Annotated in this window: 25 protein-coding genes; 16 read left to right on the forward strand and 9 right to left on the reverse strand. The window is 62.7% G+C overall.

Features of this window, described 5'->3' with window-relative positions:
- Positions 1-95: 95 nt before the first annotated feature.
- On the forward strand, positions 96-653 hold the full coding sequence (locus CXY72_RS04905) for an MOSC domain-containing protein (RefSeq protein WP_104126581.1): 558 nt from the start codon (positions 96-98) through the stop codon (positions 651-653).
- A 64-nt stretch (positions 654-717) separates the two neighbouring features.
- On the opposite strand, the gene CXY72_RS04910 is transcribed toward CXY72_RS04905, so the two are convergent.
- Positions 718-1,593, reverse strand: a complete 876-nt coding sequence (locus CXY72_RS04910; RefSeq protein WP_146071058.1) for a DarT ssDNA thymidine ADP-ribosyltransferase family protein — start codon at positions 1,591-1,593, stop codon at positions 718-720.
- 188 nt (positions 1,594-1,781) lie between these two features.
- Positions 1,782-2,462: an HAD-IA family hydrolase gene (locus CXY72_RS04915; protein WP_104126583.1), complete on the reverse strand. Its 681-nt coding sequence runs from the start codon at positions 2,460-2,462 to the stop codon at positions 1,782-1,784.
- Positions 2,463-2,591: 129 nt separating this feature from the next.
- Here CXY72_RS04915 and CXY72_RS04920 point away from each other — a divergent pair, with 129 nt between their 5' ends.
- Entirely contained in the window at positions 2,592-3,335 is a 744-nt protein-coding gene (locus CXY72_RS04920; protein WP_104126584.1) for a sulfite exporter TauE/SafE family protein, read from the forward strand.
- A 25-nt stretch (positions 3,336-3,360) separates the two neighbouring features.
- On the opposite strand, the gene CXY72_RS04925 is transcribed toward CXY72_RS04920, so the two are convergent.
- The gene (locus tag CXY72_RS04925; protein ID WP_146071059.1) at positions 3,361-4,122 is read right to left on the reverse strand and encodes an endonuclease/exonuclease/phosphatase family protein; all 762 of its coding nucleotides are present in this window, start codon (positions 4,120-4,122) and stop codon (positions 3,361-3,363) included.
- Between the two features lie 220 nt (positions 4,123-4,342).
- Between CXY72_RS04925 and CXY72_RS04930 the strand changes: the two genes are divergently transcribed.
- A complete protein-coding gene (locus CXY72_RS04930; RefSeq protein ID WP_104126585.1) occupies positions 4,343-4,942 on the forward strand; it encodes a histidine phosphatase family protein in 600 nt (199 codons plus the stop codon).
- Between the two features lie 265 nt (positions 4,943-5,207).
- Positions 5,208-5,981, forward strand: coding sequence for an ice-binding family protein (locus CXY72_RS04935; protein ID WP_104126586.1), 774 nt, complete (start codon positions 5,208-5,210; stop codon positions 5,979-5,981).
- Between the two features lie 77 nt (positions 5,982-6,058).
- Here CXY72_RS04935 and CXY72_RS04940 read toward each other — a convergent pair whose 3' ends face one another.
- Positions 6,059-6,349, reverse strand: a complete 291-nt coding sequence (locus tag CXY72_RS04940; protein ID WP_146071060.1) for a hypothetical protein — start codon at positions 6,347-6,349, stop codon at positions 6,059-6,061.
- A 62-nt stretch (positions 6,350-6,411) separates the two neighbouring features.
- On the opposite strand from CXY72_RS04940, the gene CXY72_RS04945 reads away from it, so the two are divergent.
- The 4 genes from CXY72_RS04945 to CXY72_RS19490 all read left to right on the forward strand — a co-directional run bounded on the left by CXY72_RS04945 (position 6,412) and on the right by CXY72_RS19490 (position 7,813).
- Complete coding sequence (locus CXY72_RS04945; RefSeq protein ID WP_104126588.1) at positions 6,412-6,708, forward strand: hypothetical protein; 297 nt, start codon at positions 6,412-6,414, stop codon at positions 6,706-6,708.
- A 50-nt stretch (positions 6,709-6,758) separates the two neighbouring features.
- The gene (locus CXY72_RS04950) at positions 6,759-7,031 is read left to right on the forward strand and encodes a glutaredoxin domain-containing protein (RefSeq protein ID WP_104126589.1); all 273 of its coding nucleotides are present in this window, start codon (positions 6,759-6,761) and stop codon (positions 7,029-7,031) included.
- Between the two features lie 60 nt (positions 7,032-7,091).
- Entirely contained in the window at positions 7,092-7,415 is a 324-nt protein-coding gene (locus CXY72_RS04955) for a hypothetical protein (RefSeq protein WP_104126590.1), read from the forward strand.
- 242 nt (positions 7,416-7,657) lie between these two features.
- Entirely contained in the window at positions 7,658-7,813 is a 156-nt protein-coding gene (locus CXY72_RS19490; RefSeq protein WP_158252472.1) for a hypothetical protein, read from the forward strand.
- Positions 7,814-7,891: 78 nt separating this feature from the next.
- Here the strand turns inward: CXY72_RS19490 and CXY72_RS04960 are convergent, their stop codons facing one another.
- From CXY72_RS04960 to CXY72_RS04985, 5 genes are all read right to left on the reverse strand, one after another.
- Positions 7,892-12,742 carry an NAD-glutamate dehydrogenase gene (locus tag CXY72_RS04960; protein ID WP_104126591.1) on the reverse strand — a complete coding sequence of 1,617 codons (4,851 nt, stop codon included), beginning with the start codon at positions 12,740-12,742 and terminating at the stop codon, positions 7,892-7,894.
- 353 nt (positions 12,743-13,095) lie between these two features.
- Positions 13,096-13,974 carry a hypothetical protein gene (locus CXY72_RS04965; RefSeq protein ID WP_104126592.1) on the reverse strand — a complete coding sequence of 293 codons (879 nt, stop codon included), beginning with the start codon at positions 13,972-13,974 and terminating at the stop codon, positions 13,096-13,098.
- A 505-nt stretch (positions 13,975-14,479) separates the two neighbouring features.
- Positions 14,480-15,838, reverse strand: a complete 1,359-nt coding sequence (locus CXY72_RS04975; protein WP_104126594.1) for a M20/M25/M40 family metallo-hydrolase — start codon at positions 15,836-15,838, stop codon at positions 14,480-14,482.
- Complete coding sequence (locus CXY72_RS04980) at positions 15,835-16,233, reverse strand: Zn-ribbon domain-containing OB-fold protein (protein ID WP_104126595.1); 399 nt, start codon at positions 16,231-16,233, stop codon at positions 15,835-15,837. The genes CXY72_RS04975 and CXY72_RS04980 overlap by 4 nt, the downstream gene beginning before the upstream one ends.
- Positions 16,226-17,380 carry an acetyl-CoA acetyltransferase gene (locus CXY72_RS04985; protein ID WP_199183958.1) on the reverse strand — a complete coding sequence of 385 codons (1,155 nt, stop codon included), beginning with the start codon at positions 17,378-17,380 and terminating at the stop codon, positions 16,226-16,228. The genes CXY72_RS04980 and CXY72_RS04985 overlap by 8 nt, the downstream gene beginning before the upstream one ends.
- Before the next feature lie 140 nt (positions 17,381-17,520).
- Between CXY72_RS04985 and CXY72_RS04990 the strand changes: the two genes are divergently transcribed.
- The 8 genes from CXY72_RS04990 (at position 17,521) to CXY72_RS05025 (ending at position 26,027) form a co-directional block, all read left to right on the forward strand.
- Entirely contained in the window at positions 17,521-19,074 is a 1,554-nt protein-coding gene (locus tag CXY72_RS04990; protein WP_104126597.1) for an AMP-binding protein, read from the forward strand.
- On the forward strand, positions 19,071-20,348 hold the full coding sequence (locus CXY72_RS04995) for an amidohydrolase family protein (RefSeq protein WP_104126598.1): 1,278 nt from the start codon (positions 19,071-19,073) through the stop codon (positions 20,346-20,348). The genes CXY72_RS04990 and CXY72_RS04995 overlap by 4 nt, the downstream gene beginning before the upstream one ends.
- Positions 20,345-21,178, forward strand: a complete 834-nt coding sequence (locus tag CXY72_RS05000; protein ID WP_104126599.1) for an IclR family transcriptional regulator — start codon at positions 20,345-20,347, stop codon at positions 21,176-21,178. Before CXY72_RS04995 ends, CXY72_RS05000 begins: the two co-directional genes overlap by 4 nt.
- 224 nt (positions 21,179-21,402) lie before the next feature.
- Positions 21,403-22,227 (forward strand): transporter substrate-binding domain-containing protein, encoded by an 825-nt coding sequence (locus tag CXY72_RS05005; protein WP_158252473.1) that lies wholly within the window; start codon positions 21,403-21,405, stop codon positions 22,225-22,227.
- 2 nt (positions 22,228-22,229) lie between these two features.
- A complete protein-coding gene (locus tag CXY72_RS05010; protein WP_104126601.1) occupies positions 22,230-23,192 on the forward strand; it encodes an amino acid ABC transporter permease in 963 nt (320 codons plus the stop codon).
- Positions 23,189-23,959, forward strand: a complete 771-nt coding sequence (locus CXY72_RS05015; RefSeq protein ID WP_104126602.1) for an amino acid ABC transporter ATP-binding protein — start codon at positions 23,189-23,191, stop codon at positions 23,957-23,959. Before CXY72_RS05010 ends, CXY72_RS05015 begins: the two co-directional genes overlap by 4 nt.
- 61 nt (positions 23,960-24,020) lie before the next feature.
- Positions 24,021-25,235, forward strand: coding sequence for a M20 family metallopeptidase (locus tag CXY72_RS05020; RefSeq protein WP_104126603.1), 1,215 nt, complete (start codon positions 24,021-24,023; stop codon positions 25,233-25,235).
- 246 nt (positions 25,236-25,481) lie between these two features.
- Positions 25,482-26,027 (forward strand): HAD domain-containing protein, encoded by a 546-nt coding sequence (locus CXY72_RS05025; protein WP_104126604.1) that lies wholly within the window; start codon positions 25,482-25,484, stop codon positions 26,025-26,027.
- Positions 26,028-26,308: the final 281 nt, after the last annotated feature.

A 26,308-nucleotide genomic window follows, 5' to 3' on the forward strand; every position in this document is an offset into this window, starting at 1 on the left:
TGCGTCAACCACTTGACGCAGACACTTTGACGTCTGCACAGTCGGCGTTGTACACGTTCCCTCGAACGTGCGTGCGCTATGGCAGAATCGAGGGCATGGCACTCGAGAGACGTCCCGGCGCGGTCGTTTCGGTCAGCCGCGATGACGCGCACCGCTTCAGCAAGCCGGTGGTCGCAAGCATCCGTTTGCTGGCTGGAATCGGTGTCGACGGCGATTCTCACTCGGGCGCCACGGTGCAGCACCGCTACGCCAAAAAACGTAATCCCACGGCGCCCAACCTCTGCCAGGTGCACTTCATGGCCGCAGAGTTGTTCGACGACCTCGTGCTCACCGGGTATACGGTCGCACCGGGCAAGCTCGGCGAAAACGTGACGACCATCGGAATTGATCTGATGACCCTGCCGCTCGGAACCCGACTGTACCTCGGCAGCGACGCCGTGGTCTCGATCACCGGCATGCGCAGCCCCTGCTCGCTCATCAACAGCTACCAGAAAGGCCTGATGAAGCAGCTCATCACAACGGATGCCGCCGGCTCGGTTCAGCGCCGCGGCGGAATCATGGGCGTCGTGGTGACCGGCGGCATCGTGCACCCGGGCGACCGGATCCGGGTGGAGCTGCCCGTCGGTGAGCAGCTCCCGCTCGGGGTCGTCTAGGTCTGGATTCACTATCAGGCCAGATCATGGGCCTACTCTCCGGGTCCGGGCCGAAAACCAAGCCTTACTGGGGATCAGCGGAGGTGTGGAACCACGGCGGGTAGACCGCAACCTTGGGCTGATACGAGCTGGCCTTCAGGATGCCGCGCACAGTTTCGCGCACGTTGTCGTTGCAGACGCCGATGAGCGTGATCAGGTCCATCGGCACGGCGTCGGGAACGAGTAGCTCGGCTTCGAGAATCATCGCGCCGTCTGCTTCGGCGCGAAGGGTCTGCAGCATACGTTCGGCGGTGGCCGGCGTGGCGCCGAACCGGGTCAGCGCGCCGGCGGCATCACCGTTGGTGACGGCGATCACACTCGCAACGAACGGAACCGCTTCCTCGGCGGGGTCTATCTGGGCCTCGTCTACCCGAGCCTTGGCCGAGACAATTTCAGCCGCGGCACGCTCCGCCATCCCATCGTTGATCTTTTTGACCGTACTCACGAGCATGACAAAGTCGAAGGCCTCGGAGCCGTGGGCATCGCGCGCCAGGCGCGGGTCAGCGGCTTCAGCGGCTTCAGCGCGCACGCTCTCCCAGACGGTCGCATTCGGCGACAGAAAGAAGGGCACGTACTCAGCAACACTGCGACCATCACCGGAGACGCGGGCAGCCCGGCGCAGGTCGCGGGTGCCCGGTGCGGAGATATCGACGGTGGGCCGCGCGGTGAGGGCGTCGTTGGCGAGCAGGCGTCCGTCCTGCAGAATCGCACCGAGGTTGCTGATGTGCGTGAGGTGGTACACGCGCTGCTCGTCGACGTTGTCGGTCGAGACCTTCTCAGTGCGCACCGGGCGAGGCGCGCCGGCGACGCGAACCGGGCGAGCCGTGCGTGCCGCAGGCATAGCCGCGGTCGGCAGCGGGTCGCGCAGCGAGGACAGCTTCGGAGCGCGGGTCTTCTTCACCGGAATGAGGGGCTCAGTAATAATTTTGGGAAAGCACAGAGCGCACAATTGGCCCTCGAGTCCGTGGATGCATTCGTCGTCCAAGAGGGAAAAACCTTTCGTTACGCGGCTCGCGCCACTCGGAAAAGCCGAATGCACATACCGTCTGTCAACGTTACGTTCATTTGGGTGGCAGCGCTGACCGTTCTTTAGTTTTTCGGCAACTCGAACCGAACAATGAGACCGTCGTCAGTGCATTCCACGCGCAGATGATCGAGCCCGGGCACGACGAGGTCGGCGTCGAGTTCGGCTGCTGGATAGGTTCCGGCGACCCCGATCGTGGTGCAGCCAGCGGCTCGGCCGGCCTGCAACCCGGCGGGTGCATCCTCGATGACCAGACACCGGCGCGGGTCGACGCCGAGCCGGGCGGCTCCCTCCAGAAACGGTTCAGGGAACGGTTTGCCGCGCGGGGTGTCATCGATGGTCACGATCACGCTCGGTGCCACCAAAGCGGATGCCGCCAGCCGTGCGACCGCCAGTGGCCGCGCGCAGGACGTGACGATCGCCCGTCGACTCTCCGGCAGGCTGTTCAGGAGCGCTGCGGCGCCGGGCAGCACGGTGATGTCTTCGGTGTCAGCGGTTTCGAGGGCGAGAATGCGGTCGATTGCCTCGTCGACGCGGGCGGCCGGCACGAGTTCTGCGATGATGTCGCGCGCCGGGCGACCGTGGGCGGTTTCGTCTTCAGCTACGCCCCATTCCCTTCTCCAAACGGCCCACGAACGGTCGACCGCCGGCGTGGAATCGATGAGGGTACCGTCCATGTCGAACAATACGGCGTCGAAGGTGCGCCCCTGCAAAACGTTTTCGGTGGCAGAACTGAGGTCGGTCATCCGTTGTCCTTTCGTCGCGCCGGCTAGCTGCCAATGTGTCAACGCTAGGCCACCGAGCATTACCCACGCCATTCGGTGCGGCCCGGGCCGGTATCGTGGACAGCAACAACCGAGCTGGGAGACCTTGACGTGTGGACGACCGTTCTGGTGATTGCGGCCGTACTGGTGGGGTCGAGCATGCAGCGCATCACGGGCATGGGTTTCGCCCTGGTAGCGGCGCCTTTTCTGGTTTTATTGCTCGGGCCGGTTGACGGCGTCATCGTGGTCAACGTGTGCGGGGTCCTCACGGCGAGCATCATCTTGATGCGAGTATTTCGGCTGGTGGACTGGCGGCGCTACATAGTTCTGGCGCTCTGCGCTGTCGTCGGCATCGTGCCCGGCTCCTATGTTTTGCAGTTCGTTTCGGTCGCCTGGCTCGAAATTTCGATCGGCGTCCTCGTGGCAGCCGGTCTGACCATATCGGTGAATCTCGGCCGGGTCGTCGTGCGCGACCGACTCGGTTTTCGCGTGGTGGCCGGCATGGCCAGCGGGTTCATGAACACGACGGCCGGTGTCGGCGGTCCGGCGGTGAGCATTTACGCGATTGCCACGGGATGGCCGCAGCGGTCCTTTGCCGCGACCATGCAACCGTACTTTCTCACGATCGGGCTGGCGTCCCTGGCCTCAAAATTCGCCTTGGGATCGGCCGACCTGCCCCAGTTGCCCGTGCCGGTCTGGGTGCTCATCGGATGCGCCTGCATCGTGGGGCTCATCATTGGTGACCGGCTGGCCACTGTGGTCGAACCGCACGTGGCCCGCCGCCTGCTCGTAATCGTTGCCTACCTCGGGTCGTTCGCGACCATCGTGCGCGGAGTAATCGAACTGCTCGTCTAAGGCAGGCGGCGGTTTGGCCAGTAACTCAAATGGTGAAGTCGGCGCCCTCGATGGATACCGACTCGGATGCGGCCGGGTTGGCCACGTGATGCGCGGCATCCGTCTGCATCCTGTGCTCGTTGGAATAGGTAGCCGTTACCAGAATGGGCATGTGATCTGAGGTGCCCTGCGGGAGAGTCTCGACATTGGAAATTATCAAGCCCATCGAGGTCGCCAGGTCGAAGTGTCCGCGAAAGAACTTATACCGGGTATACGTGCGCGTATCGCTGAGCGTGAGATCGTAGCCGGACTGGTTCACCTTATTGCCGAGCTTGCCCTGGAAGATCGGATAATTATAGTCGCCGACCATGAGGGTCGGCAGGCCGGGGCCCAGAACGCTCAACTCTTCGTGGGCGTTACGAATCTGGTTGCGGCGCAGAGAATTGAGCGCGGTCAGCGGCGCTGCGTGAAACGATGCCACGACGAACTCCCGCTGAGCGACATTATCAACCAGGCGGGTGGCGATCAGGCGTTCGTGCGCGGGTGCGGCAACACGGTCGTGCAGGGACTTCTTGAGCGCGAAGGTCTGCGTCCTGATCGCCGTGAAGCGGTCCTTGCGATAGTAGATGGCCAGGCCGAGGCGATTGCGATGAGTCGAGTCGGCCAGGTGCAGGTTTCCGACCTCGGCTGGCAGATCGATGGTGTTGCATTCCTGCAGGCAGAGAATGTTGGGACTGTACCGTTCGGCCAGAGCGACGAGTTCGCCGCTGGCACGGTTCTTGCGGAGGTTGTAACTAATGACCCTCATGGCACCCGTCTCAGACTCGATGGCTAGGCCTTTAGCCTACGTCTCTCGCCGGAGTCGAAATTGAACATCCGGGGTCAGTTGACACATGCGCAGGTGGCGTCCAGCCTGCCGATTTTTTCGGACCGCAGGGTCGACGCCGAAGCGTTCCCGTCGGGGCTGCCCGGCGCACGAAACGTAGACTTGATCGGCCGCGTTCCCGCGGCACACGCGAGGGAGCCGCATGACCCAGAACGACATCGTTCTTATTCGCCACGGGCAGACCGAGTGGAGCATCTCCGGTCAACACACCGGGCGCACCGACATTCCATTGACCGACTTCGGGCGCCGTCAAGCGGATGCTCTCGGCGAGATGCTGGACGGGCGACACTTCGATCGGGTCTACTCGAGCCCGCTGGTACGTGCCTGGGAAACCATGGAACGGGCCGGTTACGGCGCGCAGGGCGTGGCCACCGACGACGTGCTGGAATGGGATTACGGGGTGTACGAGGGACGCCGAACCGTGGACATCCGCTTGGAAATTCCCGGCTGGACCGTGTGGGGCGATCCTATTGTGGGTGGTGAATCCGTGGAGGAAGTGGGCGCACGGGCCGATCTCGCCATCGACGCCTGCCTCGCAGCCGAGGGCCGGGTTGCCATTTTCGCCCACGGACATTTTTTGCGCATCATGACCGCACGCTGGATGGGCCTGCCCGCCGTCGCTGGCAAGAGCCTGAGCCTCGGCACCGCAACCGTGTCAACGCTCGGATGGGAGCGCGAGAACCGCGTATTGCAGATGTGGAACGACTCCTCCCACCTGAGCTCGATGGACCCGATCGTTTAGTCGTCCGGCGAACCATGGACGGCAAACTGCCGTACTACCCCTAGTCTGGGGTTAGACAGATTCTATTCGTTGGAATCATTGTCGTGGGGGCGCACGAACGTATGTGCGTATTGCGCCCGGTGGGCACGACAGTTGGGGCTTGGGGGCGTCACCTACTTTCGAGCCTGATCAACGGGAGAAGCCCGGTGTGTAGCACCGGCGGCTATATCAGCACGTGGCCCTGCCCCGACCCGCATCGTGCGGGTCTTTGGAGAGGGAAAAAAACATGAGTTCGTTCACACAGCTTTCATCGTCGCGCAAGCGACTTCTCGGCGCCCTCCTGGTCGTCGGTATCATCGGAGTGGGCAGCATCGGCGTCGGCGGAGCCATCGCATCCGAACCCGCACCGCGCGCCGCAGTCGACCTTGGAGAGGCCGGCACGTTCGCCATCCTCTCCAAGTCCGGCATCACGGATGTCTATGCGTCCGCGATCAGCGGAAACGTCGGAGCGAGCCCCATCACGGGAGCTGCTATTCACGTCACCTGCCCGGAGGTCGACGGAACGATTTACAGCGTCGATGCCGAGGGCCCCTCCTGCATCGTGACCGATGACACGTACCTCACCGAGGCCGTCAGCGACCTCGAGATCGCCTATACCGATGCCGCCGGGCGCACCACTCCGGACTTCATCAACTTGGGCGCCGGCGAAATCGGTGGCCTGACCCTCACGCAGGGCCTCTACAAGTGGGGCACCGACGTGAATATCTCCACCGACGTCACCCTCACCGGCACCGCGGATGACGTCTTCATCTTTCAGATCTCCAAGGACCTGGAACAGGCTTCAGCTCAGAACGTGATTCTCGCCGGCGGCGTGCAGGCCAAGAACGTGTTCTGGCAGGTTGCCGGATCCGTCGCCATCGGCACGACCGCGCACTTCGAAGGCACCATCCTCAGCCAGACGATGATCGCCATGAAGACCGGAGCCACCATCAACGGACGCCTCCTGGCCCAGACGGCCGTCACACTGCAGAGCAACACGGTCACCGCGCCCGTCGAGTAGCTTCGCAACATATGCACACGGGCGCGGCTGACGTCATGTCGCCCGCGCCCGAGTGCCGTACCGCACGAACGTCGAGGTCAGCGCACCGGCACCCAGGTTCCCTTGACTCGCTCGGTGATCAGCGACGCCCGTAACTCGGCGACGACCCGCAGATCTGCCACGACGTGGGCGCCGATCTGCAGGGCCGACGCCGAGTCATCCGCCGTGAAACGCACGATGACCCGGGCTGCACCGGCGACGATCGTCAGATCGGACGCTTCCACCGTGGTGAATTCGGCGGCCGCAGCCGCCGCCCGGGGTACAACCGAGGCGGGCTCAGTTCCCGAGTGCAGGGATTCGATACTCATGGTGACGCGATAAGAAGGCATAGATTCAGGGTACGGGTACTGCTTTACTGTACGAGTCCTCAACCCCTCATATTCGGAGCCCCATGACGTTCACTGCCACCATCATCGCCCAGGTTCAACGCACCAAGCCCGATGCCCTCGCGGCCATCGCCACCGCCCTCGGTACGAACGTAGAGAACCCGGCTGGAGCGAACGCTTTCATCGCGCTGCCCGACGGCGGCCGGATTGATGTGGAGATTCCCAAGTTCGGCGAAAGCCTGCCCCTGACCATCGACGTGGTGGACGTGCGTGGCCAGGCCGAAGCGCGGGCATCCGCTCAAAACATTCTGGATCTGCTCGAGCAGTCCACCGGCTGGCAGGTCGACCACCTGCACGACTAAAGCGGATGCCCCATCCCTGACACTCAGGTGCTCCGCTTACACTCGTATTTATGACTGAATCGACTGCCGCCGCGTCGCGCATCACGATGTATGGAGCACAGTGGTGCAGCGATTGCCGTCGTTCCAAGTCGCTGCTCGACCGCCTCGAGGTGGACTACGACTACGTCGATCTGCTGCTTGTCGAGGACGGCGCCGACCGCGCCCGCGCCATTAGCGGACGCACCAACATTCCCGTCATCGTGTTTCCCGACGACACGCACCTGGTCGAGCCGAGCGACGCCGAGGTCCGCACCAGGCTCACCCAACTCGGCTACATCGGCTGACCCAGCCTCACCCCCCCCGTGCTACTGTCAGAAATCGCAGGCACTAACGGGGGTCGCATCATGCACGCAATTATCACGACGTCGACGCGGCACATTCCCATTTCGCTCTGGATCAGCGCGGCACTGTTCGTTGTCTACTGCGTGCCCGGCGTCGCAGTGTGCTCGTCTGTGCGCGATGACCCGCTCAACGTTCTCGTGCTGCTTTCGGTTTCTCCACTCATGTTCGTCGGCATGGTCATCTCGGTGGTCGACATTGTGCGCACCCGTAATCGCGGCGGCATCAACCCGCCGTACGCGCGGCTGCAATGGGTCGGCCTCGGACTCATGGTCCTAGCGATGCCGCTGTGGATGGCCGCTGCCATTGTGATTGCCTCCCTGCCCTAGCCGAACCCGGCTCACTCGCGAGCAGAGATTCACTGCCTTTTTTAGCGGCGAGTTTTCCTACCGTTAGTGCAGAACTCTTGATGTTTGAACGCCTTTACGCGTAGCGTCAGAGTGTTACCCCAGACCTCGGTAGCGGTTTTGACCGCTTCGAGTCAGGGGTTTTGATGTTTCACACGTTTCTACATCCGATAAGCAGGTTGTCCGGCGAGGCATGGACCTCCGTGGGGATAGCTCTTCCTCCCATGACTGTCACCATCACTCCGGCCATCGATTTCGATCAGCAATCGTCGTCTCGCGTGCCGCCAGCGCACGGCCCCCCACTCGCCAGTGCCACGATTACGTCGACCCCGCTCGAGGACTGGCTCGACAATCTCCCGGTGCGCGACTGGGATGCCTGAGCGCCGTTGTCCCGACCGCCGGCGGCGCCAATCAGCAGCGTTAGCAATGGGTCAGTCGCACCCGCCGTCACTCAATGCTCAGCGGCGCACGATGGAACGCAGCAGGCGCACGGCGACCGAGAGAGACGCCATGTCGTCTTGCGCGAGCGAATTGACCTCGTCGAACACGCTACGGGCCCGGCCGAGCTGTTCAGCGTTGAGTTCTTCCCAAGCGAGGAGGCGCTCGTCGGCAGTTCCGGCATGTGGTTCATCGAGCACGGACCGCGTCATATTTGCGACGGTCGAGTAGAGGTCGTCGCGGAGAGCTGCGCGAGCGAGAGCCTGCCAGCGGTTCTTGCGCGGCAACTTGGTGATGCGCTCGAGCAGATTGTCGATGCCGAAACGGTTGTAGATCGTGTAATAGATTTCGGCGACCCGGGTGACCTGCACACCCGCCCTGGCCGCGATCATGGCCACGTCGAGCAGCGCGTACGCTTCGAACAATTCCGACCAGCGGCGACCGAGCTGGTCGGGCAGACCCCACTCCCTGGCCTTCTTCTCCTGTGTTTCGAGGCGCCCGCGATCGGTGCCCTGTAGGTAGTCGCCGAGGTGCGCGCGCACGAGCGCGATCTGCGGCTTGTACGCGGCGATGACCGCGCCGACAGGCATGTTGGCACCCTGATTGACCTGCCAACGCACAGCACGGTCGAGCAAGCGGCGAATGTCCAGGTGGATCGACGTCCATTTTTTGGTCGGGAACGACGACGGTAGCGCGTTGAGTTCGTCGACCATCGAGTCGAGGTCGAAAACCTCGCGCAGAGCCACGAAAGCGCGCGCGATCGTCGCCGAGTTAGCCGAGGTCTCCTCCATCGCACGGAAAGCGAAGGTGACGCCGCCGAGGTTGATCATGTCGTTCGCGACGACCGTCGCGATAATCTCCCGGCGAAGCGGATGCGTGTCCAGCTCGGCATCGAAACGTTCGGACAGGTGCTTCGGGAAGTATGCGCGCAGGGTATTACCGAACCACGGGTCATCGGCCAGGTCGCTGCTCCGCAGCGCGGTAGCCAGCGCGATCTTGGCGTAGGCGGCAAGCACGCTCAACTCGGGGCTGGTTAGTCCCTGCCCGCGGTCCAGACGCTCCCGTAGTGTGGCTGTCGTCGGCAAAGCCTCCAGCTCGCGCTGCAGATCTCCCGATCCTTCAAGCCAGTTCATGAGGCGCTCGTAGCTCGGGCTCCAGTTGTTCACGAGCATGCGGTCGTTGAGCAGCAGAATATTCTGGTCGACGTTGTCCACCAGCACTAGCCGCCCGACCTCGTCGGTCATCTCGGCGAGGAACCCGGCCCGCTCGGCCGGGTCGAGTTTGCCGGCGGCGACCATTCGGTCCACGAAGATCTTGATGTTGACTTCGTGGTCGGAACAGTCCACCCCGGCCGAGTTGTCGATCGCGTCGGTGTTGAGGATGACTCCGGCAAGCGCAGCTTCGATGCGGCCGAGTTGAGTGAACCCGAGGTTGCCGCCCTCGCCGACGACTTTGACCCGCAGGTCCCGGCCATCGACCCGAATGCCGTCGTTGGCTTTATCGCCAACCTGCGCGGCCGATTCGCTGCTCGCTTTGATGTAAGTTCCGATACCGCCGTTGTAGAGCAGGTCAGCCGGCGTTAGCAGAATCGCCCGTAGCAATTCCGGCGGGCTCAGCTGGGCGGTCCCCTCTGGCAGCCCGAGCACGACCTGCACCTCGGCCGAGATGGGAACGACCTTGGCCTGGCGAGGGAAGACGCCGCCACCAGCGCTGATCAGATCGGTCCGGTAGTCGGCCCAGGATGAGCGCGGCAGCTCGAACAACCGGGTGCGTTCCGTGAAAGAGAGCGACGGATCGGGGTTGGGGTCGAGAAAAATGTGCCGATGGTCGAAAGCCGCGACGAGTTTGGTGTGCTTGGAGAGCAGCATGCCGTTGCCGAAGACGTCGCCGGACATGTCGCCGACACCGACGACGGTGAAGTCGTCGGTTTGAATGTCAACACCGAGTTCGCTGAAGTGGCGCTTGACCGACTCCCAGGCGCCCTTGGCGGTGATTCCCATCTCCTTGTGGTCGTAGCCGACCGAACCACCGGAGGCGAAAGCGTCGCCGAGCCAGAAACCGTATTCGGCGGCCAGCTCATTGGCGATGTCGGAGAAGGATGCCGTGCCCTTGTCAGCGGCGACGACAAGGTAGCTGTCATCGTCGTCATGCCGCACCACCCGGTGCGGTGCAACGACGTGTTCGCCATCGACGTCGGCCACCAGGTTGTCGGTCAGGTCGAGCAGTCCACGAATGAAGGTCTTGTAGCTATCGATACCCTCGGCCATCCAGGCCGCACGGTCACGACCGGGGTCGGGTAGCTTCTTGGCGAAGAATCCACCCTTGGCGCCGGTGGGCACGATGACGGCGTTCTTGACCGTTTGGGCCTTGACCAGGCCGAGCACCTCGGTCCGGAAGTCTTCACGGCGGTCGGACCAGCGCAGCCCGCCGCGGGCTACCTTGCCAAAACGCAGGTGCACACCCTCCACGCGCGGCGAATACACCCAGATTTCGTACATAGGCCTGGGTGAGGGCATCTGCGCGATCTGTGATGGATCGAGTTTGATGCTGAGATAGGGCTTGTACTGAAAGAAATTCGTGCGCAGCGTCGCTTCGATCAGGGTGATGAGCGTGCGCAGCACCCGGTCGGCGTCGAGGGTGGCCACCTGCTCCATTGCGACCCGCAGCTGTTCGCGTACGTCGGCGACGCGGAGCATCCGCTCGTCGTCGGCCAGATCCGGATCGAATCGGGCCTCGAACAGGGCAACGAGGCCGAGCGTGACGGCCGGGTTGGCCAGCAAGGCGTTCGCGACGAAACCGTAAGAGTTGGTGTTGCCGATCTGGCGCAGGTACTTGGCGTAGCTGCGAAGAATAACCACGCGGTGCCAAGGTAATCCGTCTTGTAGGACCAGGCGGTCGAGGCTGTCGGATTCGATGGCGCCGCTGATGGCCGCGCCGAAGGAGTCTGCCAGCAGTGCGCCGGTCGCGACCGGGTCGACTCCGGCCGGGTAGTGCAGGCCGAGGTCGTAGAGGTAGAAGCGACGCCCATCGGTGGTCTGAATTTCAAACGGCACCTCATCGAGCACCTCGATGCCGAGGTTTTGCAGAAAGGGCAGAATCTGGCTGAGGCTTTTCGGTTCGGTCATGTAGAGCTTGATGCGGGCGTCCTCGCCCGGGTCTCCGGCCGTTTTGGGCAGATACACGTAGAGTCCGGGGCGACTGTTTTTCGCAGCGCAGGCCTCGAATCGCCCGATGTCTTGCAGCGCATCAGTAATTTCGTAGTCGACCCGGTAACTGGCGGGAAAAGCGTCGGCCCACACGTCGGCCAACCGCTCCGCGTCCTCAACCGAGTGTGCCTTGCACAGTTCGTCGCTGATCCCCTCGGGCCAGGATCGAACGGCTCTGGCCAGGCGTTGTTCCAGCGCCGCGATATCGACGGAGTCCGCCAGGACATCTTTGGGCAGGCGGATGCGATAGAACAAGCGCGCCAGCGCAGATTCGGTCATTCGCGCTTCAAAATCGAGCGACTCCGAGTTGAACGTCTCTTGTAGTTCTTTCTCGATGCGCAGTCGCACGCCGGTGTTGTAGCGGTCACGCGGAAGGTAGACCAGGGCTGACATGAACCGGCCGTAAATGTCGGGTCGTAGAAACAGACTGGTGCGACGGCGCTCTTGCAGACGCTGAATCGCGAGCGACGCTGTGACGAGGGCGGGCACCTCGATCTGGAAGAGCTCGTCACGAGGATACGTTTCCATGATGCCGAGCAAGTCTTTTCCGCTGTGCGAGTCGGGCGGAAAACCGACCTCGGTCATGACAGCCTCGACCTTCTCGCGCAGCACCGGAACCGCGGTGACCGAACTGGTGTACGCACTCGCGGCGAACAGGCCGATAAACCGCTGCTCACCGTCGACCTCGCCGGCGGCATCGAAACTCTTGATTCCGATGTAGTCGAAGTAGGCGGGACGGTGCACGGTGGACCGGGAGTTGGCCTTGGTGATCACCAGGGCGGTGCGCTCGCGCGCCTTGTGACGGCCGGCATCGGTCAGGTGCTGAATCTGGTGGCGGTCGTCGGCGGAACGCAGCAGACCGAGGCCGCTGCCCTTGATGAGAGTGAGCACGTCCTCACCGTCCTGCGTTTCGAGGTTGTATTCGCGGTAACCGAGAAAAGCGAAATTACCCTCGTCGAGCCACTGCAAAAGCTGCTGGGTCTGGCGAAGGTCTTTGATGTGCTCGCCGTCAACGATTGTGTCGAGCGCTTGTGCGATCTGCATGGCTTTGGTGCGCATGAGCGGCCAGTCTTCGACCGCGGCCCGCACGTCGTTGAGCACAGCAGTTAGCCCAGCGATGAGGCTGGTCTGCTCATCGTCGCTCGCGCTGTCGATCTCGATGGCGATCCAGGACTCGAGATGTGAGGCATCATCACCGGTCGCGATGAGGTGGGCGATATTGGGCATGGCCGAGGTGTCACCACTGGAGACGCCGGCACTGGAGACGCCGACGCTGGCCGGGATGCGGTTGATATCGACGAGATCGTTCGTGGACTTGCTGCGAGCGACGATGAGCAGGGGGTGCACGACCAAGTGGATGGCGGAGTGCTGGCGCACCAGCTCGGCCGTGACTGAGTCAACGAGAAAAGGCATGTCGTCGGTGACGATATAGACGACACTCCGACCGGATTCATTGTGGATCTCGACGGCCGCGGTCTTGGGTACCCGGCGCTGCGCGACCCGCCAATGGGCACGCGCCCGAGCTTCCAAAAGCTCCCGGGTGTAGGCCGCTGCATCTTCGTCTGTTAGATGCTCATAGTAATCAACTATGAACGTTTCGAGCGTTGGGCCTGAAGGGGATAGATCCGACGGCGACGGACCCGATCGGGTGAAACCAGACGACATTGAAAAAACGCCTCCATGAAATTCATCGCCGTGCGGGTGCGGCTTGTTCACGCCCACAAGCTACCGGACACTGCCGGCCTTCCCAGCTGGGAATCCGGCACGGCAATGACCAGGCAACCTACGAGCAACAACCAGCGCACTGTGAACACAGACGAACTCTGAGTGCGGGCTCCTGCGACGGGCACATCGGTGTGCCTCGCCGAACTCAATCACGGAGTCCTTATAAACACATCGTAGCGCCGGGCCCTGCACCCTGGTTGGTCACCGCAGAACCTGCGACCGGCCACTATGAAAGAGCCTGTTGCTCGTCGATTCGGTCGTGACCGGGGCATAAACCGCTGACGCCGAGCGCTTTAGTACCAGCCGACAGACTGCGAGTGCGACCAGGCCGCGCACGGCGTTCCGTAGGACGAGGCTTTGATATAGCCGAGACCCCAGCTGATCTGCGTGGTGGCGTTGGTAGCCCAGTCGTCGCCGGCCGACGCCATCTTGCTACCGGGAAGTGCCTGAGGAATTCCGGTCGCACCACTGCTGGAATTCATGGCCGCATAGTTCCAGCGCGATTCCTTCTGCCACAACCGATCGAGGCAGCTGAACTGGTCCTCACCCCAGCCGAACTGCGAGGCGGCCATCGAACGCGCAGTGGCGCGCGCACCATCGACGGAGTTGCCGCCGGCTAGGGATTGCACGCGAGCGGCTTCGGCTGCGGCTTGCGCTGCTGCTTCAGCAGCCGCGGCGGCAGCGGCCGCCGCAGCGGCCTCGGCGGCGACGCGGTCGACTGTAGCCGTGGCAGCAGCGACCGACGCGGTCTCCGCCTTCGCCTCGGCCGTGAGCGATTCCACCCGCTCGATCGGCAGGATCGCGTAGCTGGCAAGCGAGGTGGCTACGGAGGTGAGAGTGGTGGCATCCACTTTGCTTTGACTGGCAGCGATGACGACGTTGGCCGCGCTCAAGGCAGCGGATGCGTTATCGCGAGTGATCGTCTCACCGCGCTGCACGTAAAAGTCGAGTTGATCGCTCTGCAGGCCCGTGCTTTCGGTGAGTACAGTCGTGGCGGCGATGCTGTCTTGCTTGGCATCGGCCGATTGAGCGACGAATCCGCTGCTGGCGACCAAACCGGCGATCACGAGTACGGTACCGGTCGCCGCGACGATCTCGTGTCGGCGGGTTCGTGGTTTGCGGCTTTTACGGTAAATATGAGTGTTTTTGAGGGCAACGTGGGCATGGGGCATTTCCGTGTTTTTTGGGCGCATGTCCTTCATCTGGCGCGAATGATGGACGCTAGGTACGCCCGTTCGCTGGGTTTTTGGTCCGTGCACTTCGGGGTGGCGCGGACAAGGCCGCCAGCATGCCCGGCCTTTTTGAACAAATCCTCACGATATTCTTCGAAACCCCTGATTTTCGGTCACGCGCGTTCTGTCATGGCATACTTTGCGACTGCTGCGGGTTCGTTCATAGGTACGACGGAGCGTTTAGCCTGATCATCGTCGTATCGGTGGACATAACGACCGAGTGGAGCGCGATCTTCAGGCTGAAATAAACCGAAAATTATTTTGAACGAAATCGGCGAGCAAGCACTCCAACGCGAGATTCCATTGGATGGGTTCCTGTTTCAGGCGCACGTTTTCGTTCGAGCAGACTTGGGCCGTCGCGTTCGAGCGCTCCGGTATAGTGGTCGGTCACGCCATCCGGACGGAACTCGACTAGATCGACGATGCTCGTCGCCGCGCGCTGCAATTAGTTCGCGCGGGCGACGTAGTCGAGGATGGTCGCAAAAATTCTCATCCCGTCTTTGAATCGCGACAGCTCGAAGTTCTCGTTCGCGGCGTGATTGTTCTGGTCCGGATTTGCATAGGGCACGAGAATTGAGGGAATGCCCAGGATATCCGTGAAGACGAAGTTCGGCAACGAGCTGCCCAGGCTCGGCACGATGAAAGGAACCATGCCGGTTGCATGCTCTACTGCACCAGCCACGATCGCAACATATCGATTGTCGAGCGCCGTGCGCGACGGCGGAACCGAGCTGAGCCGGGTCAGCTCGATATCCGGAGCATGCACCGCCAGATGCGCCTCGAGCAACCGAAATATTTCGTTTGGGTTCTGCCCGGGTACCAGCCGCATATCAAGGTGCGCTCGGGCGCCGTTGGCAATGACTGTTTTCATTCCCGGTCCGGTATAACCGCTGGTCAGACCGGCGATGGTCATGGTCGGCTGCAGCATCAACCGTTCGTAATAGCCGATTCCCGCCGGCTTGGGAAGCTCGAAAATGCCGAAGTCCGTCAAGTGATCGTTCAGGTCGAGCGGTAACCCGGCCAGATTCGCGCTCTCGGTTGGCGTAGGGGGCAGCACGTCATCAAAGAAGCCCGCAACGGCGATCTCACCACTGGGGTGCCACAGCGTCGCCATCGCCTGCACGAGATGCTGGGCGGCGTCAGGCAGCAGCCCGCCCAGGCTGCCAGAATGCGCCTCCCGGTTCGCCCCACGGGTGCGCAGCTCAACGCCGAGCTGTCCGCGAGTGCCGAGCACGAGCTGCGGAGTGCCGCTGCGATGAACGGGACCATCCGAGGTGATGACGAGATTGGCCGCCAATAGGTGCCGGTTATCGCGCACGAGTTCGGCCAGATGCGGGCTTCCGATCTCTTCCTCGCCCTCGATGAGCACCTTCACATTCACCGGCAGCTCGCCGTGGGCGGCAAGCATGGCACGGAGTGCGCAGAGCTGTGCGAGGTGCTGACCCTTGTTGTCGCTGGTACCACGCCCGTACATGCGGCCGTCTCGAATGGTCGACTCGAACGGATCATCCTGCCAGTGCGCGTCAAAATCCGCCGGTTGCACGTCGTAGTGCCCGTAAATGAGCACGGTCGGCAAGCCGGGGTCGACGATGCGTTCGCCGTACACAGCCGGCGGTCCATAGCCCTCGATCAGGTGCGCGCGCAGACCACTCGCGCAGACACTGTTCAGCACGATCTGGGCGCACACGACAAGGTCATCCGTGGGCTGAGCACTCACGCCGGCGATGCGTACAAGAGAGGTGAGTTCGTCGAGCGCTGCGATAAATCCTGCATCAATGTGGGCGTAGACATCCTCGATGGTCATGAGGTCACGGGCCCGAAGACCGGCACCGGTGCCTGCCCGCGCCGAGGTCGCCAGCCGACCTGCACGGAGCTGCCGATTAGACAATCTTTTTCGGTTAGATTGGTCAATAATCGCGGTCCCTCTTCGAGCTCCACGACGGCCACGACGTATGGCGAATCCAGGTCGACCTCGGGCGAGGACCTCAGATGCACGGTGGTCTGCGAGTAGACCGTCGCGCGGCCACTCGCCGCGACCCAGCCGATGTCATCACTGTCGCAGGCAAGACAAAACAAACGCGGATAGAACTGGTATTGACGGCAGGCCCCGCACCGCTGGATCACGAGTTGTCCCCGTCTGGCGGCCTCCCAGAAATAGGCGGTTGTGGGGTCGTCCCAATCGAAAACTGACTCAACCACGAACCAACACCGCCGTGGCCGCTGTCGAGAAGAGTCCGCCGATGCCGTGCACCAGGCCGACTGTCGCGCCGGGAACCTGCCGCAGACCGGCTTGCCCGCGCAGTTGCCGCACCGCTTCGATAACCAACAAGATGCCCAGCGCCCCCGGATGACAGTACGACAGCCCTCCCCCTGAGGTGATCGACGGCAGGGTACCGGTCGGGGTCAAGCTTCCCGCCTGCACGAACGCGCCGGCTTCACCGCGGGCACAGAACCCCACGTCTTCGAGCGCCAGGAGCACGCTGATCGTCGAAGCATCGTAGGGCTCGAAGATGTCGATGTCACGGTGCACGACGTTTGCCATTTGCAAGGCGGATCGTGCGGCTGCGACCCCCGGTGAGGCCGCGAGGCTCGGTAATTGCGCAATGTGCCACTGCCTGGCGCTCTCCCCGGTGCCAGCCACGCGAATCGGAGTGTTGTCCGCATCGCGCGCCCGGTCACCGGTCGTCAACACAACGGCACCGCCGCCATCGGTGATCAGGCAGCAATCCAGACGATGCAGCGGATCGCAGATCATGCGCGACTCCAGCACGTCATCAATAGTGAGCGGATCGCGCTGCCACGCCTTCGGGTTCATACCGGCCCACTGCCGCGCGGTGACGGCGACGGACGCCAGCTGCTCGGGTGTCGTCCCAAACTCGTAGATGTGTCGTGCCGCGAGCAGCCCGAATTGGCCGATCGGTGCCGGCAACCCATATGGCTGCTCGAACTGAGGAGACGTTGCCTTCATGTTCCAGTGATTGAGTGTGCGGCTGGCCCGAGTGCGCTGCCGGGACGCGTACACGACGAGGGCAACCGTGCATCGTGCGGTCTGCAGGGCGGCCGAAGCGTGACCCAGAAAAGCAACGAAGGCAGCGCCGCCGAGATCGCTCGAATCGGAATAGGTCGGCTGGATTCCGAGGTATTCCCCCACCTGCACCGTGCCCGCCTCGCCGAGGTAATTCACGAATAGTCCGTCGACATCGGCGAGGGTCAACCCGGCATCGGCGAGGGCCTCCCTGGCTGCCAGCGCGATCATCGACAGTTCGGAATGATCCCGCACCTCCCCCAGCGGCGCTTCGGCCACCCCCGAGATGAAAACCTCACCGGCAAGTCCTGTCATCAACATTTGCGTAACCCCTCACAACGAGATTCAACGACCATTTTGGTTCATCATATAGATTAACTGTCTATCCAGGGATACGATTCGAGAAATTCCTCATCCTACAAAACGCCGCCACCCGAACCAGGCGACACGGAGAACAACCCATGACCGCAGACTCACGTCTCACCCCCTTCCCGGTCTCCTACGCCCAGCGCATCGCCGACCTCGCCACAGAACGTGGCGAGCGCACCGCGCTCATTTTTATCGCCCCCGACGGCAGTGAACGTTCCCTCAGCTGGGCGGAGCTGGATGCGCGCGCCAATCAGCTGGCCCGTCTGCTGGCGGACCGCGGGGTGGGCCCGAAAACCCTTCTGGCAATTTGCCTGCCCACCCGCGCCGAGCACATTATCGCTGCCATCGCCGGCTGGCGGCTCGGCTCCTGCACTCTTCCGCTGTCACCCCAGATGACCGACCGGGAACGTGCAGAAATTATCGCGGTGAGCGAATCGTGGCGCACGACCGTGATGCTCGTTGAACAGCAGGGGCCGCATGCGTGCGATATTGGGCTCGACCAGCTGCCGGCATACGAGACCGTCGACGCGTCACCGCTGCCGGCCGTCACCGCTTGGCCGGGCAAGGCGATCTGCTCGGGCGGCTCGACCGGACGCCCCAAGATCATCCTTGATGACCGACCGTGGCAGAAGATTGTCGGACAGGGCAGCTCTCTTCACCACTTCGGCCTGCGGGCCGATCAGACCCAGCTCGTCACCGGTCGCCTTTACCACAACATCGCCTTCAGCCTCACTCACAATGGTTTGTTCGAGGGGCATACCGTGATTCTGCTGGAAAAATTCGATGCCGCCCTCACCGTAGACGTCATCGAGCGATACCGCGTCTCGTTTCTCGCCATGGTTCCCATCGTTATGCAACGCATCGCGCGCCTGCCCGATGTGCTTACGCGCGACTTTTCGAGCATCGACGCGTTTTATCACAGCGGTGCAGTCTGCCCGGTATGGGTCAAACGAGTCTGGCTGCAGCTGGTTGATCCGGCCCGACAGTACGACTGCTACGGCGGCGCAGAAGGCACCGGCGTCGTCGCCATTCGCGGCGACGAGTGGATGCTCCGCGAGGGCAGTCTGGGTCGCCCGGTCGACACTCGCCTGAGCATCCGGGACAGCACTGGCGCCGCCCTGCCAGCGGGCGAGATCGGTGAGATCTTCACCGGACACACCGGCGGTCCCCTGACGTTTCGTTACCTAGGCACCGAACCGCTGGAAGCCACTGACGACGGTTTGGTCACCCTCGGCGACCTCGGTTGGCTCGACGACGACGGCTACCTCTATCTCGCCGACCGACGAGTCGACCTGATCATCACCGGCGGGGCCAACGTTTACCCGGCTGAGGTCGAAGGGGTGCTCTCCGAACACCCCGGCATCGCCGACGCCGTCGTGATCGGCATCGACGACGACGAGTGGGGCAAACAAGTCTACGCCATCCTGCTGCCAACCAACCCGGCCGCGCCGCCCGAAGTCGACGAAGTGCGGGCATTCTGCCGGGAACGCCTCGTGCCCTACAAGGTGCCCAAGACTTTCGAGTTCGTCACTACGAGCTTCCGCGACGAATCCGGCAAGATGCGGCGGTCGGCGCTGGCGAGTTCGCGAAACCAGGCGCGCGCCTCCACTCTTCTTTCAACCTCCCGAAACGAGCCCATTTCATGACCACCCAGCTGCGTGCCCTCGTCAACGCTCGTCTCATCGATGGCACCGGTGGCCCGGCGCGCGAGCGGTCGACCGTGATTATCGACGGCGAACGTATCGTCGAGGTGACCGACGATCGCCCCCTTCCCGTCACCGTCGAGGTCGTCGATCTGGGCGGCGCCACCCTGATGCCCGGCCTGATCGACTGCCACACGCACCATGCAGCCTGGGCGCAGAGCCTTGTCACGCACCCGGAACCGCTCGGACTGCTGGTGTCCCAGACCGTGGCGGCCCTGAAGGTGACGGTGGAGGCTGGAATCACCACAGCCCGTGACCTCGGGGGTCTGGAACGCGGCTTCGTCGACGCCGTTGACCGCGGCGTCATTCCCGGTCCGCGTTTGCAGACCTCGCTGATCATTGTGTCGCCGACCAACTCACTGATGGATCACCATCCGGTGTCGGGCGGTGCGATCAACTCCCGCGGGCGGTACGAGATCTGGCCCGGTCTGCCCGAACCCTGGTGCGACGGCCCGGTGGCTGCTCGGGCCAAGGTTCGCGAAGTTATTCGCATGGGCGCTGACGTCATCAAGGTTGCGATGACGGGGAGCATGACGTTTGCCGCACGACGGCCGCACCGCCCCTTGTTCACCGAGGAAGAACTCGCCGCCATCGTGGACGAGGCGCACCTCGAGGGGATCCCGGTGTGCGCACACGCCCACGGCGATCCCGGCGCAATCCTGGCCGTACGGGCCGGTGTCGATACCATTGAGCACGGAACCTACCTCAGCGAAGAGTGCGCACGCGAAATGGCTGATCGCGGCACATGGTATGTTCCAACGATGTGCATCTCCAACTGGCACAGCACCCTGTCCCAGGCTAGCGTGCGCGCCCACACCGCGGACATGCCTGCGCGTCATCGAGAGAGCATTGCTCGGGCCATACGACTCGGCGTGCGCATCGCTGCGGGCACAGATACTAATCCGTTCCACGGATTCGGGCGCACCGGGATGGAATTGGAACTACTGGTCGAGGCTGGCATGACCGAAGCCGAAGCGATCACGGTCGCCACCGACCACTCCAGCCAGTGCCTGGGCATGTCAGCCGATATCGGTACCGTCGCGGTGGGCAAGTTCGCTGATCTCCTCATCGTGGACGGCGACCCGCACGAGGACATCCGCTTGTTGCAGGATGCGCGCCGCCGCACGGCCGTACTGAAAGGCGGCCAGTTCATGAGCGGTTCACTACTTTCTATAGGGGATGCGCATAGTCGCCGAACGATTGCGGTGACCGCATGACGACTGACACGACTGATGCCGCGCAGACTTTAGACACGTCGACGGCCCCGCCCGTTCCAACGGGCCCGGCTACCGACTATATGATCGGGCCGGTTGCCGCGGCCCTCGATATTATGCTCGAGTTCGAGAACGGGCAAGGGGAACTGCGCGTTGCCGACATCGCCCGGCGAATTGGCGTGACCCGAAACAAGGCCTTTCGCCTGATCAAAACCCTCGAATCGCGCGGTTTTCTGCAGCGTATCGGCGACCACTACCGGGTGGGCAGTCGATTACTCACTCTCGGCGAAGTGGCGGTTCAACCGATCGAGGCACTGCGGGCCGCTGCGCAGCCCGAGCTGGAGGCGTTGCAGGCGCAGACCAATGAAACGGTCTATCTGCTGGCTCCGTTGGGCATGGAAGCGATCTGCATCTCCCGCATTGAGAGCACCCATTCCCTGCGTATCTCAGTTGATGTCGGCAAAAAACGGCCACTTAATTCGGGGGCTGGGCAGAAGATGCTGCTCTCGGGCCAGGACGAGCAACGCCTGGCCCAGGTGCTCAGGCATCGCGGGCCGGCGTTCACCGAACACACCATCACCGACGAGGCCGAGTTGCGCCGACAATTGGAGGAGATTCGCCAACGCGGTTACAGCCTCAGTCTCGGCGAGGTCGATGCCGGTGCAGGGGCAATCGCCGCGCCTGTCTACGACTATTCTGGTGACATGATCGCGGCCCTGGTAATTGGGGGTGCCATGTCGCGGGTGTCGGGCAATGTCGAGGGTGTGTGGAGGGATTCGGTCGTCAGTGCCGCCCACCGCATTTCTGCAACGCTCGGTTACCACCGAAATTAACGGCGCTTCTACCGCGCAACTCCACCGCTTTGTCGCCTTTTTCGTTACATCGCCGCGGGCCTGCACGCAGGCGCGTTGAGTTCAGCCCAATCAACTACAGCATTGGAGCACTGTCAATGAATCGTATCCAGGTCGCGAAAACGCTTTGCATAGCCCTCTCGGTCTCTCTCTTAGCCGGCTGCAGCGCAGCCGTCGAACCGGCGGAACCCACAGTATCCACTGGTATGGACCAAGCCATTCACGACGCCCTACCCCAAAACATTCAGGACGCCGGCGAACTCACTGTCGTCACGAGCGGTGCAAACCCCCCGTGGTGGGTCACGACTCCCGGAAAAACCGGCGAGTACACCGGTGCCGGTGCCGAGCTGATGAAGGCCATCGCGGAGGTCATGGGCGTGGATATCACGGTCGCCACAGTGCCGGACATTTCCGGCGCGTTCGCCGCGATCAGCGCCGAACGTTACGCCTTCGGATTCTTTCCCTACGCTGACTCGGTCGGAGGACCGAAGGAACGCCCAGGCGCCGAATTCGTTGACGTTCTGCAAGAGGTCGTGCCTTTTCTCGTGGAGAAGGGCAACCCCAAGAACGTCACCAACATGGATGAATTGTGTGATGTCACCGTGGCGGCACTCGCCAACGCCGCCACGTATAAAGTTGCCGAGGCTCAGGCAGTGAAGTGCCAGGAGCAGGGTAAGGACCTCACCGTGCTGAGTGTCGCGAGCGTTCCCGACGGCGTGCTGGCCTTGCGATCAGGGCGGACGGATGCATTCTTCACCGGCGGAGCCTCGCTGTTCTACGCGGCCAAGGAATCCAACGGCGAGTTGGAAGTCGTCGGCGAAGAGTTTGCCAACGGGTTCGCAGGTCAGTTCATGGGAGCTCTGCTCCCGAAAGATTCTGAGCTCTCCGACCCCCTGCTCGCGAGCTTTCAAGTGCTCTTTGACAATGGTGACTACGAGAAGATCATGACCAAGTATGGTCTCGATCGAGAGATTATCGAACAGCCCGGCATCAACCTGTACGCCGACTGGCTCGTCGCAAACCCGCAATAGTCATGGCAAACCTGCCGAGTAACCAGACCGACATCGAATTGCCTCACCCGCGACACCCTGTGGACGCAGCACGGGCGCTGGCTCCCCGGCGGCCTGCTACCTGGGTGCTCTCCATCGTTACCGTGGTCGTCGCTGCACAAATCGTGAACCTCTTGCTGACGAACCCCAACTTTGAATGGGACGTCGTCGGGCAATACCTCAACAGCGAAACCGTGCTCCAGGGCGTTGTCATGACGCTCTTTCTCACGGTGACGGCAATGACGATCGGTCTGGTTCTCGGCGGCGTTCTGGCAGTGTGCAAGCTGTCAGACAGCGCCCTGCTGCGCGCGCTCGCCTCGTCGTACATCTGGTTCTTCCGGGGTACACCACAGCTCGTGCAACTGATCTTCTGGTTCAACATCGGCCTGCTTGTACCGGTTTTAAGCATCGGGATTCCGTTTGGTCCGACATTTGCCTCCATCGAGTCCAACACCCTGGTGACGCCACTCTTGGCGGCCATCGTCGGTCTTGGACTGCACGATGCCGCCTATCAGGCCGAAATCTATCGCGCCGGGCTGATCTCGGTTGACGAGGGGCAGCTCGAGGCTGCGCAAGCCCTGGGCATGAAGCCGGTTCGCGTCTTCTTTCGAATCCAGCTACCCCAGGCGATGCGCTTCATCGTTCCGCCCACTTTCAACTCCATCATCGCACTGGTGAAGGGGACGTCGCTGGTGAGCGTGATCGGCGGAGCCGAGTTGTTGTTCTCGGTCAAGGAGATCTACAGCCAGACCTATCAGACCGTGCCATTGCTGATCGTCGCGAGTATTTGGTACCTCTTCATCACGACCGTGCTCAACGGTGTGCAGTTCTTCATTGAGCGTCACTATGGCCGGGGGTCCAGCCGCAATGGCAGCTCGTCCATTGTGGCCAGGTTTTTCGATCGACGAGCCGCCGAACGCAACCTGAATCGAGGTATGGAATCGTGACTGAGCCCATTCTGCGCATTAGCGGATTGCGTAAACATTTCTCCGGGGTCGAGGTGCTCAAGGGCATAGACCTCGAGGTGCACGTCGGCGAAACTGTCGCGATCCTCGGTTCGTCAGGGTCGGGAAAATCTACCCTGCTGCGCTGCGTGAATTGTCTCGAGGTTGCCAGCGGTGGGTCGATCTGGGTGGGCGAGGAGCTGATGGGCTATCGGCAAGAGTCTAAAGGGAGCGTGCGCCGGCTCACCGAAAGCCAGATCGCCGTGCAGCGTCGCAATGTGGGAATGGTTTTCCAGAACTTCAACCTGTTTCCACACTGGAGCGTGCTGCAGAACATTGCCGACGGACCGCGCTCAATTCTCAAACTGAGCAAGGCCGACGCGATCGAGCGCAGCATGACACTGCTGACCCGGGTTGGATTGGCCGATCGTGCCAACGCTTACCCTCGCCAGCTCTCCGGCGGGCAGCAGCAACGCGTCGCCATCGCCCGGGCCCTGGCCCTTGAACCCGCTCTGCTTCTGTTTGACGAACCGACGTCGGCCCTCGATCCGGAAAACGTCAGCGAAGTCACCGATGTCATGGCCGCGTTGGCCGCCAGCGGCGCTACCATGCTCGTGGTCACCCACGAGCTGGGCTTCGCTCGGGCAGCGGCCGATCGGGTCGTTTTCATGGACGGCGGCGTCATTCTCGAGCAGGGTTCACCGGCCGAGGTGTTCGACCACTCACAACAACCGCGCACCCGGGAGTTTCTGCGCAAGACGCTGGTGTGACTCGACAACTCTCCCGCTGCGGCTCACACTAGAGGCATCAGTGGCCTTCAAAGGAGAACCCGTGACCGTACTCTCAGATGCCCGTGAACTTGCCGGAGACATCACCGACCTGCGCCATCGCTTGCACCGGGAACCCGAAATGGGGCTGCAGCTGCCACGCACACAGGAGAAGGTACTCCAGGCCCTCCAGGGCCTTCCGTATGAAATCAGTCTGGGTACCGACACGACATCGGTGACGGCGGTGTTGCGTGGAACCGGCGCCGGGGCGTCCGCTTCACGGCCCGTGGTGTTGTTGCGCGGCGACATGGACGCGCTTCCAGTTCAGGAACGTACCGGATTGGAGTTCAGCTCGCGCATTGACGGCGCCATGCACGCCTGCGGTCACGACCTGCACACGTCCATGCTTGTAGGCGCGGCGACGCTGCTCGCCCACCACCGTGACCAACTCGCCGGAGACGTCGTACTCATGTTCCAGCCGGGTGAGGAGGGGTACGACGGGGCGGGAGTGATGATTCGCGAGGGCGTACTCGACGCCGCCGGCCGCCGGGCGAACGCCGCCTACGGCCTGCACGTCGTGTCGGCCGGCGCACCCAACGGGCAATTCGCCAGTCGCGCCGGAACCCTGATGTCGGCCAGCGATAGCCTCACGGTAACGGTGCATGGCGCCGGCGGGCACGGTTCAGCCCCGCACCACGCGCAGGATCCGGTGACGGTGATTGCCGAGATGGTTACCGCCCTGCAGGTGATGGTCACCCGCCAATTCGACATGTTCGACCCGGTGGTGCTCTCGGTCGGAGTGCTGCAGGCTGGCACCAAGCGCAATATCATCCCCGACTCCGCACGTCTGGAGGCGACCGTTCGGTCATACACACCTGAGTCGCGGGCCACGCTGGCGCGCGTGGTCCCCCGTCTGCTCGAGGGAATTGCGGCAGCCCACGGCGTTGAAGTAGCGGTGGATTACGTCACCGAATATCCATCGACCGTCACAGACGAGGGCGAAACCAGCCGGGCCGAGCGCGTCGTCGGTGAACTCTTCGGTGAAAAGCGGTTCACCCGCATGGTCAACCCCCGCGGCGGCTCCGAGGACTTCTCGCGAGTGTTGCAACAGGTACCGGGAACCTTTGTCTTTCTCTCGGCCGTGTCGCGACAAGCGGATGCTCCCACCGCCGCCTTCAATCACTCCCCCGCGGCAACCTTTGACGACGACGTCCTTGCCGACGGCACGGCCCTGTACACGCAGTTGGCACTGTCACGTATGGCCGAACTGGCGGGCTAAGCCCGGGCCATCTTCGGCGCGGGCTCGTCATGCACAAACGCCACCACAGACACGGCCCTAAAGTTCACCCAGTTCGCGGGGAGGCGTATGTCGCTCGTGCGTGCTTAGCTATATGCAGAAGCATATTCTTGGGAGTCCGACAATTTACAATTTCACGCTGAACAGCGATACCACCATGGCCGATACGGCCGATCGAGCACGCATCGTTGATGCCGGCTACGCCACCCGTCACGATGGGCAGGCACGGTGAGCGTTCCACGACTTTACCTCTCTGTCAACGGATGCCTGTGCCCCCGTTCCGAACCAGACCCGGCCTGGGGAGATGTAGCCACGGCATCGATCAACATCGAGTACGGTGACGGTCACGCCGCAACCCGCGACGTGCACTGGGCTCCCCGCCTGATCACGGCGCTCGACTCCCTGCTGATGCAGTATGGAGTCGAGCTGGTCTGGCTCACCTCCTGGAACGAGTTCGATGCCACCCGGCAGCTGCTCGTGCCCGAGTTGCACGGACTGGCCGGCGGGCGCATGCTCGACGTGACGACTCCGCCGAAACGCCAAGGCCAAACCGATGGCGAGACGGGACTCTGGAAGTCCGAGCGTATCGAAGAAGACCAGAACGTACCGGCACCGTTCATCTGGATCGACGATGCCGACGTGCAACTGCACGGGGAAAGGGTACGCAATGCCACGCTGGAGACACCGTCGCTGCTAATTCCGCCGCGCTCCGAGGTAGGCATCACCGTCGACGACATCGCCCGGATGCGCATCTGGCTCGAGCAGTTGCCCTAGTTCAGTTCGAGCTCTCGTCTTGCCCCTCGCGCCACGACTGGACCCACTGCGGCCAGATGCGGCTAGCAGCTGCGGCAGGGTTCGTCTTAGGTGCGCCAGGGCGGTTCGGGGCTGGGGGTGTTGGCGCGGTGACTTCGGGCGGGGCGCCAGGTTTGGGTGGGGTCCCACAAGACCGGCCCGCGTATGTGGGGTTTGCCGTTGGGCGGATTCTGAGAGTCGACGCAACACAAGTGTTATTGTCCGGCGTATTTCCGGGCATTTCGAGGCTACCGCGGATCGGA

Source organism: Cryobacterium sp. Y57 (assembly GCF_002929505.1).
Classification (GTDB): domain Bacteria; phylum Actinomycetota; class Actinomycetes; order Actinomycetales; family Microbacteriaceae; genus Cryobacterium.